At 66.2% G+C, this 17,444-nt stretch carries 12 protein-coding genes; 3 read left to right on the plus strand and 9 right to left on the minus strand.

Annotation, left to right across the window (positions count from 1 at the left end; translation table 11 throughout):
- The 4 genes from U5A57_RS15655 to wecB form a co-directional block, all read right to left on the minus strand.
- A complete protein-coding gene (locus U5A57_RS15655; protein ID WP_321912297.1) occupies positions 1–2,547 on the minus strand; it encodes an NfrA family protein in 2,547 nt (848 codons plus the stop codon).
- Positions 2,544–4,724 (minus strand): glycosyl transferase family protein, encoded by a 2,181-nt coding sequence (locus tag U5A57_RS15660; protein ID WP_321912299.1) that lies wholly within the window; start codon positions 4,722–4,724, stop codon positions 2,544–2,546. Before U5A57_RS15660 ends, U5A57_RS15655 begins: the two co-directional genes overlap by 4 nt.
- The gene (locus tag U5A57_RS15665; RefSeq protein ID WP_321912301.1) at positions 4,721–7,024 is read right to left on the minus strand and encodes a cellulose synthase; all 2,304 of its coding nucleotides are present in this window, start codon (positions 7,022–7,024) and stop codon (positions 4,721–4,723) included. The genes U5A57_RS15660 and U5A57_RS15665 overlap by 4 nt, the downstream gene beginning before the upstream one ends.
- A gap of 126 nt (positions 7,025–7,150) precedes the next feature.
- Positions 7,151–8,380, minus strand: a complete 1,230-nt coding sequence (wecB, locus tag U5A57_RS15670; protein WP_321912640.1) for a non-hydrolyzing UDP-N-acetylglucosamine 2-epimerase — start codon at positions 8,378–8,380, stop codon at positions 7,151–7,153.
- Positions 8,381–8,898: 518 nt separating this feature from the next.
- Here wecB and U5A57_RS15675 point away from each other — a divergent pair.
- The 3 genes from U5A57_RS15675 to U5A57_RS15685 all read left to right on the plus strand — a co-directional run bounded on the left by U5A57_RS15675 (position 8,899) and on the right by U5A57_RS15685 (position 11,803).
- The gene (locus U5A57_RS15675; RefSeq protein WP_321912303.1) at positions 8,899–9,891 is read left to right on the plus strand and encodes a ferritin-like domain-containing protein; all 993 of its coding nucleotides are present in this window, start codon (positions 8,899–8,901) and stop codon (positions 9,889–9,891) included.
- 200 nt (positions 9,892–10,091) lie between these two features.
- The gene (locus U5A57_RS15680) at positions 10,092–10,841 is read left to right on the plus strand and encodes an electron transfer flavoprotein subunit beta/FixA family protein (RefSeq protein ID WP_321912305.1); all 750 of its coding nucleotides are present in this window, start codon (positions 10,092–10,094) and stop codon (positions 10,839–10,841) included.
- 14 nt (positions 10,842–10,855) lie between these two features.
- On the plus strand, positions 10,856–11,803 hold the full coding sequence (locus tag U5A57_RS15685) for an electron transfer flavoprotein subunit alpha/FixB family protein (protein ID WP_321912307.1): 948 nt from the start codon (positions 10,856–10,858) through the stop codon (positions 11,801–11,803).
- Between the two features lie 100 nt (positions 11,804–11,903).
- Here U5A57_RS15685 and U5A57_RS15690 read toward each other — a convergent pair whose 3' ends face one another.
- The 5 genes from U5A57_RS15690 to U5A57_RS15710 are packed head-to-tail and all read right to left on the minus strand — an operon-like array spanning position 11,904 to position 17,370.
- Positions 11,904–12,707: a CoA ester lyase gene (locus U5A57_RS15690; RefSeq protein WP_321912309.1), complete on the minus strand. Its 804-nt coding sequence runs from the start codon at positions 12,705–12,707 to the stop codon at positions 11,904–11,906.
- Entirely contained in the window at positions 12,704–14,083 is a 1,380-nt protein-coding gene (locus tag U5A57_RS15695) for an MmgE/PrpD family protein (RefSeq protein ID WP_321912312.1), read from the minus strand. Before U5A57_RS15695 ends, U5A57_RS15690 begins: the two co-directional genes overlap by 4 nt.
- A 45-nt stretch (positions 14,084–14,128) precedes the next feature.
- Complete coding sequence (locus U5A57_RS15700; RefSeq protein WP_321912314.1) at positions 14,129–15,307, minus strand: CaiB/BaiF CoA-transferase family protein; 1,179 nt, start codon at positions 15,305–15,307, stop codon at positions 14,129–14,131.
- Positions 15,308–15,322: 15 nt separating this feature from the next.
- Positions 15,323–16,486, minus strand: a complete 1,164-nt coding sequence (locus U5A57_RS15705; RefSeq protein WP_321912316.1) for an acyl-CoA dehydrogenase family protein — start codon at positions 16,484–16,486, stop codon at positions 15,323–15,325.
- 38 nt (positions 16,487–16,524) lie between these two features.
- Positions 16,525–17,370: an FAS1-like dehydratase domain-containing protein gene (locus U5A57_RS15710; protein ID WP_321912317.1), complete on the minus strand. Its 846-nt coding sequence runs from the start codon at positions 17,368–17,370 to the stop codon at positions 16,525–16,527.
- Positions 17,371–17,444: the final 74 nt, after the last annotated feature.

Raw genomic sequence — 17,444 nt, forward strand, 5'->3', positions numbered from 1 at the left:
TCAATAAGAAAGCACGGCGCCGAAGAACACGCCGCCCGCCCGGTCGTCGCCCGATATACGCCAACGGTATTGCACCGTCACGTCGACATACGAGCGCGGCATATCGTAGAAGCTGTCGCGGAACCAGTAGCGCGTGGAAACGCCTACCCCCATCCCCACCGGCACGCTGTGGTTGATGCTCGAATCGTAATCCACGCCGGCCACCGCGTATGGAAAGACCGTGAGCTTCGGGCTGATGGTGTCGAGCCGCCAAGTGCGGCCCGCCTCAATATAGCCAGTGCCGTAGTTCCAGCCGTTGCTCACGTAATGGCCGACTTCGCCGTAGTCTTGCACCGTCCACCACGACGGCACGTCGAGCCGCCGCTCGGTGCCGATGCCACCCGAGTAAGCCAGACGCAGCAGCCAGTCGGAAGGCGCGCGCGAGCCAATGGGGATGAGCCGCTCGAACGCGATAACCGCATTGACCGTTTCGAACGGCTTCGCACGCGCACCGATCGCCCCGAGCGCCGTGGAAATGCCGCTAGGCGCGTCGCCCTTCGCGCCGACGTCCTGATACACGCGCGCGTAGACCTCGAAGTTGCGGTCGCCGAGCGCGCCGAACGGACGCCAGTATCCTTCGAGGCCCATCTGCCAGTTGTTGTACGAGCCTGGCACTTCACCCGTCGACACGCCGGGCTGCAGGCCCGAGCCGCGATAGTTGACCGCGGCGATGGCGCCCCAGTCGCGCGTGACGTCCGCGTGCGCGTTGCGCAGGTCCTGCAGCTGCACCAACGTGGCGGGCGCAACACCGGGCGGCGGCGAGGTGCCGTAGTCGATCGCGCGTTTGAAATAGCTTGCGGCCAGCGCGTCGAAATTCGCGCGATACGCGCTGTAGCCCGCATCGCCGGCAGCCTGCGGCGGCAACTGCCCGGCTTCGTCGGCGCGCGCGAAATACGTGGCGGCGCGGCGGTCCTCTCCTGCGCGTTGCGCCAGGTACGCCGCGGAAAGCGGCGGCAGCGCGTCGAGCAGACCCGCGTCGGCCATCGCACGTGCTTCGCGCTTTGCACCCTCCGTGTCGCCTGCGGCGGTGAGCGCATCGATCAGTTCGAGCCGATGCTGCGGATTGCGCGGGTCTGCGGCAACAGCCCGGCGCTGCGCGGCGAGCGCGGCTACCTGATCGCCGCTTTGCGCTGCGACGATCGCGGCGCGCCGGTCGGCGAAGCCGGGATCGGCTGCGTACACATCGCAGGCGCTGCCGTACTGGTCGATCGTGCAATCGAGCACCGGGCGAGCGCTCGAGGCAACACGCTCGCCGGGCGTGGATGGACCGGCAGGCTGCGCGAGCGCCGCGCGCGCGTAGTAGCGGCGCATGGCGATCAGCGCGTCGGTGTCGTCGCCAACGGGCGGCAGCGTGGCGAGCAGATCGAGCGCGCGCTGAGGCTGGCCTTCGGCCGTCCACACATCGGCGATGATCGCGTGCGCCACCCGCTCGTCGCGCACCGACGCGCCTTCGCTCAGCAGCGCCTGCGCGAAATCCTCATCGGCCTGTGCCGCCCTGCCCTGTGCCGCACGCGCATAGCCGCGCAACACGTACGGCATGAGAGTCGGCGTGGCGCCCGATGCAATCGCATCGCCCGCCGCGGTCTCGAGTCCGGCCATGTCGTTCTGCTCGAGCAGCATCTGGCACAGCAGCAGCCAGTTGCCGATCTGCGTTGGCGCGTAGCCGGTCGCTTCGCGCATGAGCGCGATCGCTTGCGCATTGTCGCCGCGCGTGCGCGCGGCCTGCGCCGCTTGCACCGCCGTGGGCGCGAGTCGCGCGCCGATCTGCGTGCGGCGCTCGCGCAGCGCCTGGCTGTCGCCGAAACGCCGCTGCGCTTCCTGCGCCGCCTGCCAGGCTTCGCGGTCGTGGCCGCCCGCCGAGGCGGCGTCGATGGCGAGCAGGCGCAGACGCAATATGTCCGGCCGCAACGCGATCACGGCGTTCGCCTCGCGCCAGGCGGCGTCGTATTGCTTCGCGCCGTATGATTTGTAGGCATCCTGAGCAAGCTGCCATGCCCGGCCAGTCAGATAGTCGGGCGGTCCTGAGCCCGGCGGCGGCGCCGGGCGCGCCGTGCGAGCACCACTTGTCGCTGCGCCTGGCCGCGCCAGTGCCGCTACCTGCACATCGACCTCGCGGCGCCGTGCCGTGAGCGTCGCGTCGGGACCGATCTGCGCGATCGCGTCGGACAGCGTGCGGCTCGCCTCGCGCCACTGTCCGCGCGCCGCCTGCGAATTGGCAAGCAACAAACGCAGCGAAGCGAGATCGGGCCGTTGACGGATCGCCTCGCGCGCGTAGCGCTCGGCCCCAGCGTAGTCGTGGCGTGCGAAGGCTTCGTAGCCTTGCTGGGCGACGCGATAAGCCGCGCCGCTCAGCGGCAAAGGCTGCGTGCCTTGCGGCAGCGCCTGGGCATGGGCGCGGCCCGTGCCTGCGAGCGCACCCCACAACGCGGCGAGCAGCAACGCTCGCGGCACGTTCGTGTTACCGCGTGAAAATCGCCTTGCCGCGAAATGCTTCGGAGTCCGTCTCATGGCGTAGCGGCGCCTTCGGTGCGCAAACGTTCCTGCTCCGCGATCGCCGCGGCCAGCGCATCCCGAGTGATCACGCCCTGCTCGACCATGAAATCGCCGATGCGCCCGTGCTCGGCAGGCCGGTAGCGCTGCAGCGCGCCTTCGAACGCGGCGCGCTTCACCGCACCGCGTTCGATCAGCAGATCGCCTAGCAGCGGAACGCCCGGCGTGGCGGCGCCGCGTGCTTCGGCACTCGCCTTCGCCTCATGCGCTTCGCGCACCTGCACCGGCGGCACGCCGCGCAACAGGCGCAAGCCGTCCGCCACCTCGCCCTCGCGCACAATGCGCTGCACGATCGGCAACGCGCATTGGGCCTGCAGTTCCGCGAGCGACGCTTGCGCAAGCGGGCTCGCGCATAGCAGCACCTCGTGCCCCTTGCCGTCGTCGCCTTGTGGCAGCACGCGGTAGCGCACCGCGAGTTCGAGCGGCACATCGCCCGCGTAGCGCGTGAGCCGCTCGTGATCGAGCCGGCCGCGCGGCAGGTCTGCCTGGAACGCGATGGCCTCCGCGAGCGTTTCTTCATCGAGCCAGCCGTGCGCCATCAGCACGCGCCCGAGCGGCGCTTCATGCGCGTGCTCTTCCGCTAGCGCCTGCTCCAGTTCCTTCGGCCCGATCGCCTGCCAGGAAAGCAACAGCTCGCCAAGACGCTGCTTGCGATCCGTAAAACCGTCCGACGAGGGGAAGTCGTGCATGGTCTTGTCCCACACGAGCCGCTTGCCGGTGACGAGATACGCGAGATACATCTTCCACGCGCGCGAGACCGCCATGAAGTTCACGAAGTTGCCGATCACCATGCGCGGCACCGAAAGCACGCCATGCTCCCAGCCGTACAGACGCGAAACGAAGTACACGCGCTGAACTACGCGCAGCAGCAACGCGACACCGTTGGCCCACAGCACAATGGTCAGAAAGCGCGAATTCGCGAACGGCGACGCAATGAGATCAGGCCGGATGCCAAGGAACTCGGCGTACGCAAAGAGCAGGAACTGCGCGAGCAGCACATAAGCAATGATGCCGACGAACGCCGTGACGATGCCCTTGCGGTCCCGCGCAAGCAGATAGCGGTTGGCGAGCGTGCCGACCCAGCCTGTTTGCTCCCAGCCCTGCAGGCCGATGCCGAGCGTCCAGCGTGCGCGTTGACGGTAAGCGGTCCGAAACGTATCGGGAAAGAACTCGCGCACGCACAGCGGCATGGTCAGCGTGACGTCGCGCTCGGGCCCGAAGCCGAACCACGATTTGCGCCGCGTGGCGAACTCCACGGGAAAGCGTGCGAAGATCGAATGCATGCCCATGCGGCCCAGGCGCTCGCCCACGTCGTAGTCTTCGGTCAGCGTTTCCGTATTGAAGGGCTGATTCTGCGTCTGCTCCGCGAGCCCGGCCAGCGCGCGGCGCGAAAAGCACGTGCCCACACCCGCCGACGGCACCGTGCCGGCCAGGCTCTCGCGCACCACGAGATCCTTTGCATGCCACTCGGCGAACTCATCCATATACGTGCCCGCAACGAGCTCGTACCATTCGCGCTCGAGCGAAGCCACTGGCAACTGGATCATGTCCTTGCGCGGCAACAGATAGTTGAAGAAGCGCAACTCGAGCGGATGCAGCACGTCCTCGCTGTCGTGCAGGATCACGCCCGCGAATTCGATGCCGGTTTCTTTCTCCATGCGAAAGATCGCCTGCACGATCCAGTTCAGGCAATCGGCCTTGCAGGTGGGACCGTCGTGCGGCACCTCCACGCGGTGAAGCTGCTTGTAGCGCCGCCGCATGCGCTCGACTTCGGCAATGGTCGCCGCATCGTTCTGGTAGGTGCCGGCGAACACGACATAGTTCTTGTAGTCGAGCACACGCACGAGATCGGTCACCATCGAGGCGATCACATCCTCCTCGCGCCAGGCAGGCACCATGATCGCCAGCGGCTGCTGCTCGCGCGTGTAGAGCTGCTCGGCGCGCAACGGCTCGTAGCGGCGCTCGATCGTGAAGTGACGGATGACGCGGCGAACCCAGTACCACGCGTCGATGAAAAGATCGTCGATGCTCGATAGCAGGATCACCACCGCCACCACCGCCGCGAGATACTCCATGCCCTCGTAATAGCGGCCGGCGTAGTAGTTGAGCCACCAGTCGATGGCGTGCGTGCTCACGATCCGCTCTGCGTGTTGTCCGGGTTTTCGGCGCTCTCCTGCGCCGCGCGCGCCGCGGCGGCCGCCGCCGTCCTCGCTCGCGCCCGCTTGCGCGCGAAGCCCGCGGCGAGCAGCAGCAACACCAGCACCGCGGTGGCGATGCTCGGCACGCCCCAGCCCGCCCAGTGCCGCGTGAGCCAACCGCGCTGATCGTCGGTCGGCGGCACGCCGCCTGGATACTGCGTGTCGAAGGTCTTGAGTACGCCGCTCGCGTCGACGATGGCCACGTCGCCCTGCTGCAACTGCATGCCCGGCGGCAGAACGGGCGCATTGCCCACGCTGCGGTACACGACGCCGGGCGTCGTGCCGGCTCGCACCACCTGAATCAGCCCGAGATTCGCGAGACCCGACATGTCGGCGAGCATCGAGCCGCCGCGCGCCTTGAGCGTGAGGCGGCCGTCTGCGAAGCTCGCATGGCCCGCCTCGCTGTCGAGCGCGACGTCGGCGGCGAGAAAGGCCTCTTTCGGTTGCGCGCTCTGGCCGTTGGGCACCACCTGAAGCGTCGCGCGCGTGGGCGCGACGCCCGACGCGTTCGCAAGCCGTGCCACGCGCGGCAGCGTCGTTACCGGGTCGGCCAGATAGGCGTCGGGCACGAGCACGTCCGCCGTACGCGAGAAGCGCGCCACCATGCCCGTGAAATTCTCGCCGAGCGGACCCTGGCCGACGACCAGATGGCTACCTGGCAGCACGGCCGCGGGATAGCCCTGCTCGCGCGGGCGGCAGCCGCCCGCCGGCTGCCGCTGGAACAACACGCGCAGCGTATTGGTGGTGCCGAGCGCATAGACGGGAATGTCCGCGCTCACTCGCTGCGCATGACCGTCGGTGTCGAGCAGATGCGAGCCGATCAGCACGCCGTTGAAGAAAATCGACGCCGTCTGGCCATTGCGGTCCGCTGCAGGCGCGGCAGCCAGGTCGAGGACGACGCGGCGCGGAATGCGTCCATCGCCCGAGACGGCTGCAAGATCGAAGTTGGCGTCCCATGCCGCGCTCGTTAGCACATCTACCGTTCTCGGCGTGCCCCCGATCAGCGACAGTGCGATCCGGTCGCTCGTGCCTCCTGCGCTCAGGTTCGGCGACGCAGCCAGCTCGTGCACGACGAGCCTGCGCGACACGTCGATCCCGCTCCACGTGCGCGAAAGCGCGCTCACGCCGGTGTCGTCGCCGACCACCACGGTGGGCAGGCCGCCCAGATGCGCGAGGCGCAGCTCGCCCTTCTCGAATGGCGTGGCAAGCGCACCGCCGGAATGCGTGCGCCATGCATCGAAGGCGCTCGCGGCATCGGCGGAAACGGCCAGCGCTTCGCCGCGCAACGCGTCGAGCGCTGCACCCGCCTGCGCGCGCAGTGCGTCGTCGGCGACCACGACGTTGGGCGCGAAAGCGCCCGCCGGCGCAAGCGCGATGAGCGCGCCCAGTTCGGCGGGATTCGCGATCTTGTGCGAACCGCCCGCTGCGAGCGCGGCGAAAGCGGGCATCGCCTGCAGCGCGGCCGGCACCTGCACGGTGCCGAGATTCACAGTGTCGCCCACCGCAGGCATGCGCGTCGTGACGGGTGTCGCACCGCCGCGCATCAACAGGGCTTCGAGCCGCCACGCGACGTCATAAGCCGCGGCGTCGAGCTTGCCGCCGCTCACGAGCACCACTGGTTTCGCAGGCAGCGCGCTCCACGCGGTGCGCACGTCGTTCACGGCCGAGGTGTCGAACTGATACGTGAGGCGCGTGGTGGGCGCGACCTTCCAGACATTGCCGATAGCCGTCTGGTCCGTGCAAACGTTTTCGTTGAGAACCGACGACCATTGCAGCCCCACGCGCACGAAACCCGAAGGGCGCGGTGCGCCATCCACGCCGATGTTGAGCGACCCGTCGCCCTGCGCGTCGGTGACGTTGCGCACCTGTACGGGCGAGCCGTCGAGCGAGAGCAGGAAGGTCGTGCGTCCGCCGTTGCCGCGCAGATAATTCGCGTCGAGCTGCAGCGTTGCGTTGCTGATCGGCAAGCCCGCGGGCACGGGCAAATAGAGTTCCTGAATCGCGTCGGGCGCGCGCAGCACGACCGGATCGCGCACGCCGAGATCGGCCAGCGACACGGTTCGCGATTCCACGCGCCCGGCCCCCAACTGCGCAAACGTGCCGGCCAGGTCGCCAGGCGCTGCGTACGCGCAGTGCCCCAGCGCGGCGAGAAGCGCTGCGCCCACATACGCGCAATGCCGCGCACCCACGCCCTTGCGCCCCGCTGCACTCACCTGCCGGATCGAATGGAGTCTCACGTGTCATGCCTCATTTTGTGGGCGCGGCGGCGCACCCGCCGCGTCGCGGTACTGGCCATCCCGCCTATGGAATGCACTGATTGCCTGGTACTGCGATACAACTGCCAAGCCGGTGTCGAATCGGCGTCAGGACGCCGCGTCGGCCTCATCCGTCTCGCCGGGCTCCGGCCGCATGGCGACCACCGGATGCCGGTAGCCAGGCAACTCGCGGCTCGGAAATGGCTCGAACGGCCGGCCGGTGAGCGACGCGACGATGCGCTCCGAAGCGTGCCCGTCGCCGTAGGGGTTGACGCGCCGTGCATAGGCGCGCCGCTCGTCTTCGTTCTCGACGAGTTCGAGCACCGCGCGCACGATCGCCACACGGTCGGTGCCGATGAGTTTCACCGTGCCCGCAGCGAGCGCTTCGGGGCGCTCGGTCACGTCGCGCATCACGAGCACGGGCTTGCCGAGCGCGGGCGCCTCTTCCTGTACGCCGCCCGAATCGGTCAGCACGATCGCCGCGCGCTGCATGAGGCGCACGAACTCGGGATAATCGAGCGGGTCGGTAAGGTGAACGTTGGGTGCGTTGCCGAGCGTGGCGAGCACGGGGCCGCGCACGTTGGGATTCAGATGCACGGGATAGACGATCTGCATCTTGCCGGAATGCGCGAGCGTGGCGAGCGCCGCGCAGATATGCTCGAAGCCCTCGCCGAAGCTCTCGCGCCGATGGCCGGTCACGAGAAGCAACGGGCGGCCGCTGTCCATGGGTTCGAGAAACGGAAATTGCGCATCGAGGCGCTCGCGCAACGCCGCGTCGTTGTCGAGCCGCTCGCACATGAGATGCAGGGCATCGATCACGGTATTGCCCGTCACGACCACGCGCCCACCCAACGCCTCCGCTTCGAGATTCGCCCGCGAGCTTGCCGTAGGCGCGAAAAGCAGATCGCTCACCACGTCCACCACGCGCCGGTTCATTTCCTCGGGCCACGGCTCGAACAGATTGCCGGTGCGCAGCCCGGCCTCCACGTGCCCAACCGGTATGCGCCGATGAAAGGCGGCAATGGCGCCGGCCATGCTCGTCAAGGTGTCGCCGTGCACGAGCACGCGTTCGGGCTGCTCGGCAGCGAGCACGTCGTCGAGCCCGCCGAACAGGCGCCCGGCGAGGCCGTTGAGCGTCTGGTTCGCGGTCATCGCGCCAAGGTTGTGGTCGGGCACGATGCCGAAGAGATCGAGCACCTGCTGCAGCATGGTCTGATGCTGTCCCGTCACGCAGACGATGGACTGCACACCTGGCTCAGCCTCAAGACGTTTGACGAGCGGCGCCATCTTGATGGCTTCGGGCCGCGTACCGAATATCGACAGGATGCGCACAGGCAGGTTTCCGGTTAGCTGGAGTGTCCAGGCGCCGCGGCGTTGCCCGACGCCCCCTTTTACCGACTGTCTTCATGCCATTGCGCCGGCCATCTGTTCGCTGCCGCCTCGTTGAAGGCGGCTAACGGGCCGGTCAGCCGTACTCTACATGCTTAATTAGACCATTGCGTTCGGGCGTGCCGCGACGCAAAGCTCAGCCCGTCCGGTTGCGCCGCGATTGTTCAAGGAATCGATATGACCCGAACGATTATTGCTTCGGGCGAGACGTATTCGATATTCAAGCCGCATTCGTCCATGCGCGAGCATGAACGATAGCTAACGACTCAACGAGCCGGCACGCTCGTCGCGTTTTGCGCGGGTTCGAAGTAAGCTCGTGAGACGATAGCGATCTCTTCTGCATCAACTCGTGCACGCACGGCGACACCCGTCGAAGGCTCCTGCCAGGCCCCTGCCGCGGCGGCGCGCGGCCGTGAAAAAATCGCCTGCAAAGCGCGTGTCCTGGCCACCAGCAAAAGAACAGCGAGATGGACGACCTGATACTCGACGCCTTCGATGCGTCGCAACTCATTCCCGGTTTCCATGCGCCGGCGTTGCCCGTCGAGCGTCCGGACCGCGAGACGCTCGACGCCGCCGAGCACAACACGCGCCACTGGACGAGCCGTGTAAGTGGTGCGCTTACGCGCGGCACCGACGTTCACCGCGACGAAATGTGCCGCATGTTCCGCGAGACCTTCAATCCTTACCGGCCCTCGGTGCTCGATTGGCCCACGCTTGAACCCGCCGCGCTCAAGCGCATCACCGATCTGCCCATCTGGGACATCGCGGTGCAAACGGAAGGCCGCGCGCGCCTGCGCATGGCCGCCTACGCCGCCTCGCTCGACGACGCGGTGATGCGCGACGCGCTCGCGCTCAACGCGTGGGAGGAGCACCGCCACAAGGAAGTGCTTTCGCGCATGGTGGCGGCGTATGGCATCAAGCTGGCGAGCGAGCCGCCCTACGTCTACCCTAAGGACGCCGAATGGGCTTATCTCGTGACGGGCTATAGCGAATGCGTGGACAGCTTCTTCGCGTTCGGCCTCTTCGAAGTCGCACATCGCTCGGGCCTCTTTCCGCCCGAGCTCATCGACACGTTCGAGCCCGTCATGCAGGAAGAATGCCGCCATATCCTGCTATTCGCGAACTGGGTTGCCTGGCACCGCGCCCGGCTCTCCTGGTGGCAACGCATTCGCTTCGAGCTGAAAGTGGCCGGCGTATGGGCCTTTCTGGCGTGGGAGCGCATCGGACTCGCGCGCGCCATGGATGCCGAGGGCAATGAGCACAAGCACGACAACAACTTCACGATGAACGGCGCACAGCAGGTGACCGACGTGGATATCAGCGTGCCGGATCTCATGCGCCTGTGCCTCGCCGAAAACGACCGGCGCTTTTCGGGCTACGACACGCGCTTGCTGCGGCCTGAAACCATGCCGCGACTCGTGCGCTTCGCACTGCGCTTCGTGCGCGACAAGAAGAACTGACGCTTCCCTCTCGCCAGTACGTGCGCGTGCGCCGCTTCGTTCGAACGGACGATTGCGGCGCGCGCGGCTTGCTTGCTCCGCTTCAACGCGCTCGAAGCACGCCTTCCACAAAGCTGAATTCCACGCCGCTCACGCGTCTGTCACAGTGACGAAGGCGTTCGTCAACGACGAAAGCATTGTCCCTATCGAGGAGAGAGAGCTTGAAAATTCTGGTGCCCGTCAAGCGCGTGGTCGATTACAACGTGAAGGTTCGTGTGAAGTCGGACGGCACGGGCGTGGATATCGCCAACGTGAAGTTCTCGATGAACCCGTTCGATGAAATTGCGGTTGAAGAAGCGGTACGCCTGAAGGAAGCGGGCGTGGCGACCGAAGTCATCGCCGTTTCCGCGGGCGTCACGCAAGCGCAGGAAACGCTGCGCACGGCGCTGGCCATCGGTGCAGATCGCGCCGTGCTGATCGAGTCGAATGACGATCTGCAGCCGCTCGCGGTGGCGAAGCTTTTGAAGGCGCTCGTCGATAAAGAGCAACCGTCGCTCGTCATTCTCGGCAAGCAGGCTATCGACGACGATTCGAATCAGACCGGGCAAATGCTCGCTGCGCTTGCGAATCTGCCGCAAGCGACGTTCGCTTCGAAGATTGTCGTCGCAGACGGTAAAGCCACGGTTTCGCGCGAAGTGGATGGCGGCGCGGAAACGCTGTCTTTGAAGCTGCCCGCCGTGGTCACGACGGACCTGCGCCTGAACGAGCCGCGCTACGTCACGCTGCCGAACATCATGAAGGCGAAGAAGAAGCCTTTGGAAACGGTCAAGCCGGAAGACCTGGGCGTCGATGTCACGCCGCGTCTGAAGACGCTGAAGGTTGCCGAGCCGCTCAAGCGTAGCGCAGGCGTGAAAGTGCCGGACGTTGCGGCGCTCATCGCGAAGCTGAAGAACGAAGCCAAGGTGCTGTAAAGGAGTTGAGAGAAATGACGAATCTGGTTATTGCCGAACACGACAATCAGTGCATCAAGGCCGCGACGTTGAACGCCGTCGCAGCAGCACAGAAAATTGGTGGCGACGTGCACGTGCTGGTCGCGGGCCACAACGCGCAGGCCGCAGCCGACGCAGCCGCGAAGATCGCAGGCGTTGCGAAGGTGCTGCTCGCCGACGCCCCGCAACTCGAGCAAGGCCTTGCCGAGAACGTCGAATCGACGGTCCTTGCCCTTGTGCAAAATGCGGCGAAGCACTACTCGCATATCCTCGCGCCGGCCACGGCAGCGGGCAAGAACGTCACGCCGCGTATCGCCGCGAAGCTCGACGTCGCGCAGATCAGCGACATCACCGCCGTGCATAGCGCCGACACGTTCGAGCGCCCGATCTACGCAGGCAATGCGATCGCGACGGTTCAATCTCAGGATGTGATCAAGGTCATCACGGTTCGTACGACGGCGTTCGACGCAGTGGCAGCCGAAGGCGGCAACGCAACGGTAGAAAAGATCGAAGCCGCAGCAGACAGCGGCCTTTCGCAGTTCGTGAGCCGCGAAGTCACGAAGCTCGACCGCCCGGAACTCACGAGCGCGAAGATCATCGTCTCCGGCGGCCGGGGTCTTGGCAGCGGCGAGAACTACACGAAGGTGCTGGAGCCGCTCGCCGACAAGCTCAACGCAGCGCTCGGCGCTTCGCGCGCGGCAGTTGACGCAGGCTACGTCCCGAACGACTACCAGGTCGGTCAGACCGGCAAGATCGTCGCGCCGCAACTGTACGTGGCGGTGGGCATCTCCGGTGCAATCCAGCATCTCGCGGGCATGAAGGACTCGAAAGTCATCGTCGCGATCAACAAGGACGAAGAAGCCCCGATCTTCAGCGTGGCCGACTATGGCCTCGTGGGCGACCTGTTTGCGGCCGTGCCCGAACTGGCAGGCGCAATCGGCTAAAACCAGCCGCAAGCTCGCTAGCAAAAACCAAGGCGCCTTTGCGAAAACAAAGGCGCCTTCTTTATCGACGCTACCGCAGCAAGCTCAGCTGCTTTCGTGATCAAACACCCAAAATCCGGCGTGCCTTGAGGATCACCGGCATGTCCACCATCTTGCCGTCGAGCGCCACGGCCGCCCCGCCGCTCGCCTGCACTGCGTCGAGCACGCGCTGCGCCCATGCGCGCTCCGCCTCGCTCCACGCGTACGCGCGATGCACGGGCTCGATCTGCTTCGGATGAATGCAAAGCTTGCCGCCGTAGCCAAATCGCCGACCGCGCCGCGCCTCGCGCTCCAGCGCCTCTGCGTCGTCGAATACGGTCGACACGCCGTCGACGGGCGCTGCAATGCCCGCGAGCCGCGAGGCCAGCACGATCTGCGAACGGAACGTGTCGAGTTCTTCGCCGTCTCCGTCGATACCCATGTCCACCTGAAAGTCGAGCGTGCCGAACGCCACGCGTAGCACGCCTTGCGCGCCACACAGCGCGTTCAGGCCCGCGATGCCGCGCGCGGTCTCCACGATCGGCAGCACATGCAGCGTGCCGTGCGCGCCTGAGCGTACCGCCGTGATCTGCTCCGCGCTTTCCGCCTTCGGCAGCATGATGCCCGCCACGCCCGCGTGTGCGCCAAGCGCAGCGGCATCGTCGGCGAACCAGGGTGTGTCGGTGCCGTTCACGCGCACCCACACGGGGCGCGCAGCGTCCAGCGCCTTGAGCACGGCGTCGCGCGCGGCGCCCTTTTCCGCAGGCGGAACCGCATCCTCCAGATCGACGATCACGGCATCGGCGCCTGCGCTGCGTGCCTTTTCGAATCGCTCGGGCCGGTTGCCCGGCACGAACAGATAGGAGCGGGAAAGCGTCGCGCTCATGCGCTCGCCCCTGCGCCGAACAGCGAGCCAACTCGCTGCGCCTCGGCAATGCCCCACGCGGCGTCGAGCAGGCGCTGTGCGTCGCTATCGCTCGCTGCGCCCGAAAATGCGGCGAGGCGCGCGAACTTCGCTGCGATCTCGTCTCGCGAGAGCGTATTGCCCGGGTCGCCCTTCGGCTCATCCACGCGCCCTTGCAACGTGCGGCCATCGCGCGTCGTGACGCTCACCTTGCCGATCCAGCGAGCGGGATACGCGCGGTCCACTTCCTCGTCGAGCGCCATCGTCACACGCTCACGGAACGCGGCGATATCGCCCGCCGAATAGTCGCGCTCGAACTCGTTCACGCCCGCGTACCCGCGATAAGCAACGAGGCCCAGCACGGTCCCCATGTTGAACTTCGCCTGGTGAACGGTGCTCGGCACGATCACGCTGCCGAGCACGTCGATCGCCCCCTGATGCACATGCGCCGTCACGCTCGCAATCTCGTCGGGATTCAGACGGTGCGCTTCGATCACAGACAGCAACGCGTCGGCGGCCGGATGCGTGTGGCGGCACGCCGCGTGATACTTGAACGACGTTTCAACCGTCGCCCAACGCTCGCCAAGGCGATCGACCAGCTTTGCGGGATCGGCGTCGCTCGACATGCCCGCCGCCATGCCCTGCGCGCCTTCGAGAATACGCTGCGCGCCGCGAAAGCCATCGACCGCGAGTTGGGCGGCCATCAAGCCGTTTGCGGCCGCCATGGCCGTGTGCAGTTGCTTCGAATCGGCCGCGTCGCGCAGGAACTCCCACAAGCCGCTCGCCTGTGTACCCGCCGAGCCGAACGCGTCGAGCATCTGCTCGGGCGTGAGCTTGAGCAGCCGGCCCGCCGCGGCAGCCGCCGCAATCGTGCCCACCGTGCCGGTCGTGTGAAATATCTTGTAGTGCGAACGACCCATGAATTCGCCTACCCGTATACCCACTTCATAGCCGGCCACCGAAGCTGCGATGAACTCCTTCCCCGAAGCGCCCAGCGCCTGTGCGAGCGCGAGTGTCACCGGGAACACGACGGTAGCCGGATGCAGCACTGAGCCGTTGTGCACGTCGTCCTGCTCGACGAAATGCGAAGCGGCGCCGTTGGTCATGGCCGCGAAATACGCCGTGGTGCGAGTGCGGTCGACGATGACGTCGCACGGACCTTGTGCGTCGGGCGCACCGCGCGCGGCGCGCGCGAAACGCGCGATCGTCTCGACCGGACGCGCGCCCTTGCCGCCCAGCGCGGAGCCGAGCCAGTCCACATAGAGATTGACGGTGCGCTCGACCACGTAAGGCGGAATCGAATCGAAACGCAGTTGCGAGGCGAAGGCCGCGAGCGCGCGGCTGGGATGATCTGTCATGGCAGCGTAGTTCAGTAATGTCGGTTTGCGACGCGCGAGGCGCGATCAGATTGCGCCGTCTTCGCGCAGCGCACCGATACGCGCCGCGTCAAAGCCAAGCTCACGCAAAATAGATTCGGTATGCTGACCGAGTGCGGGAACGGCATCCATGCGCGCATCGAATGCGCAGGGCGCGCCTGGCGGCAACAGCGCCGGCACCGTTCCCGCCGGTGTCTGCACCTCGCGCCAGCGCTCGCGCGCCTGCAGCTGCGGATGCGCCCACACATCGGCCATCGTGTTCATTTGCGCGTTGGCGATGCCAGCGCGGTCGAGCCGTTCGATGACCTGCGCCGCACTGAGCTTCGAAAACGCCTCGACGATCAACTCACGCAATTCGTCGCGGCGCGCGGAGCGCTGTGAATTCGCGGCAAAGCGTTCATCGGCGGCTAGCTCCGGCTGCGACAGAACGTGTTCGCAAAAGAGCTTCCATTCGCGGTCGTTCTGCAGGCCGAGCATCACCGACTTGCCGTCGCCTGCCGGAAACGGGCCATACGGGTAGATCGTCGCGTGCGAGGCACCTGCGAGCGGCGGCGGCGATTGACCGTCGATCGCGTAATAGAGCGGATAGCCCATCCACTCCACCATGCTTTCCAGCATCGAAACGTCGATGCGGCACCCACGTCCGGTGCGCCCACGCATCAGCAGCGCGCTCAAAATGTTCGAATACGCATACATGCCCGCGGCAATGTCGGCAATCGAGCAACCCGCTTTCGCCGGTTCGCCGGGCGACCCCGTGATCGAGAGAAAGCCCGATTCGCTCTGGATCAGCAGGTCGTACGCCTTGCGCTCGCGGTAGGGGCCGTCGTCGCCGTAACCGGAGATATCGCACACGATCAGCTTCGGGTAGCGCTCGCTGAGCGCCTCGTAGCTGAGCCCGAGCCGCGCCGCTGCGCCCGGTGCGAGATTCTGCACGAGCACGTCGGCGTCGGCGAGCAACGCGTCGAGAATCGGTGCGGCCTCCTTGTGCTTCACGTCGAGCGAGAGGCTTTCCTTCGAGCGGTTCGTCCACACGAAGTGCGAAGCGAGTCCATGCACGCGCTCGTCGTAGCCGCGCGCGAAGTCGCCCACGCCAGGCCGCTCGATCTTGATCACGCGCGCGCCGAGATCGGCAAGCTGGCGCGTGCAGAACGGCGCGGCAATCGCATGTTCGAGCGTGACGACCTTGATACCGTCGAGTGGTCTCATGGCGCGCGCCTCAGCTCAGAACGAACGCGGCAGGCCGAGCACATGCTCCGCCACGTACGAGAGGATCAGATTGGTGGAGATCGGCGCGACCTGGTAGAGGCGCGTTTCGCGGAACTTGCGCTCCACGTCGTATTCGCAGGCGAAGCCGAAACCGCCGTGGAACTGCAGGCAGGCATTCGCGGCTTCCCACGAAGCGTCGGCTGCGAGCAGTTTCGCCATGTTGGCCTGTGCGCCGCAGGCTTCGTGCGCGTCGAACCGGCGCGCGGCCTCGAAGCGCATCAGGCTCGCGGCTTCGACGTTGACGAACGCGCGTGCAATGGGAAACTGCACGCCCTGGTTCTGGCCGATAGGCCGTCCGAACACGATGCGCTCCTTCGCATAGGCGCTCACCTTGTCGATGAACCAGTAGCCGTCGCCGATACATTCCGCCGCGATAAGCGTGCGCTCGGCGTTCAGGCCGTCGAGGATGTACTTGAAGCCCATGCCCTCTTCGCCGATCAGGTTTTCCGCCGGAATTTCGAGGTTGTCGAAGAAGAGCTCATTGGTCTCGTGATTGACCATGTTGAGAATCGGCTGCACGGTGAGGCCGTTGCCGATCGCTTCGCGCAGGTCGACCACGAAGATCGACATGCCCTCGGACTTCTTCTTCACATCGGCGAGCGGCGTAGTGCGCGCAAGCAGGATCATGAGGTCCGAATGCTGCACGCGCGAAATCCACACCTTTTGCCCGTTGATCACGTAGCGGTCGCCCTTGCGCACCGCCGTGGTCTTGATCTTCGTGGTGTCGGTGCCCGTGGTGGGTTCGGTCACGCCCATCGACTGCAGGCGCAGTTCGCCGCTCGCGATCTTCGGCAGATACTTGCGCTTTTGCTCGGCCGAACCGTGGCGCAGCAGCGTGCCCATGTTGTACATCTGGCCGTGGCACACGCCCGAGTTGCCGCCCGCCCGGTTGATCTCCTCCATGATGACCGACGCCTCGGTCAGGCCCAGGCCCGATCCGCCGTACTCCTGAGGAATCAGCGCAGCGAGCCAGCCGGCTTTCGTGAGTGCGTCGACAAATTCCTCGGGATAGCCGCGCGCCTCGTCGATCTTGCGGAAATATTCGCCAGAAAACTGCTGGCACAGGTCACGTACGGCTTCGCGGATGTCCTGAAACGAATCTTGTTGCGTGGTTTGCATGATCGATATGAAGTCGCTATGAATGTTCGTGGTGCCGTTCAGGCGAGCGTTGCGGTGGCCTGCATCGTCAGATAACCGTCGTGGTCTTTCGCCCAGAGTTCGACCGAGCGCGCGTCGTCGGAGAGCTTGCCGCACAGCGTGAATGCGTTGCCCGCGAACGTGGGCCGTACCGCGCGAAATGCGTACGTTGCGATCGTGGCGTCGGGCCGCTCACGGTGCACGAGGTCGAGCAGCAGCGTGGCGATGAGCGGGCCGTGCACGACGAGGCCCGGATAGCCCTCTTCCTGCGTGACATACGGGAAGTCGTAGTGAATGCGATGACCGTTGAAGGTCAGCGCGGAATAGCGGAACAGCATGAGCGCGCTGGCGTTGAGCGTGCGCGACCAGGTCTCGCCTTGCGGCGCCACGACGGGCTTGGGCGCGCTCGCACCGGGCTGCGGCGCGTCGCGATAGACGATGTCGTGCTCTTCCTCGATGCACAGCGCCCCGCCGCTCTCGTAGCGATGCTGCACCGTCACGAACACGAGGCGGCCGCTGCGACCGGTCTTGTCCTCGATGTTCGCGATAGTGGAAGTGCGCGCAGCCACGTTGCCCGCATGGAGCGGCGCATGAAACGTCAAGCGCCCGCCCGCCCACATGCGGCGCGGGAGTTCGACGGGCGGCAGGAAACCGCCGCGTTTCGGGTGTCCATCGGGACCCGCTTCGGCGAGGGGCGAGACAGGCAGAAAATAGAGCCAGTGCCACAGCGGCGGCACGGCGCTACCGGGCGCTTCGCGGTCGAGTGTGGCGGCGAGCGCGCGCAGCGGGAACGCGGTGATATCGTCGGTGAGCGTTTCGGTCTTGTCGAGCCACGCACTGAGCGATGGCGTTTGCGATTCCGGCATGGCGTTTCTCCGTTGCGAGACTAGTTGCCATACTATGAACGGCTCACGCCGTTTCGCGAAGTTGCCTTTGCCGA

The sequence above is a fragment of the Paraburkholderia sp. J11-2 genome (assembly GCF_905220185.1).
In the GTDB taxonomy this organism is placed as follows: domain Bacteria; phylum Pseudomonadota; class Gammaproteobacteria; order Burkholderiales; family Burkholderiaceae; genus Paraburkholderia.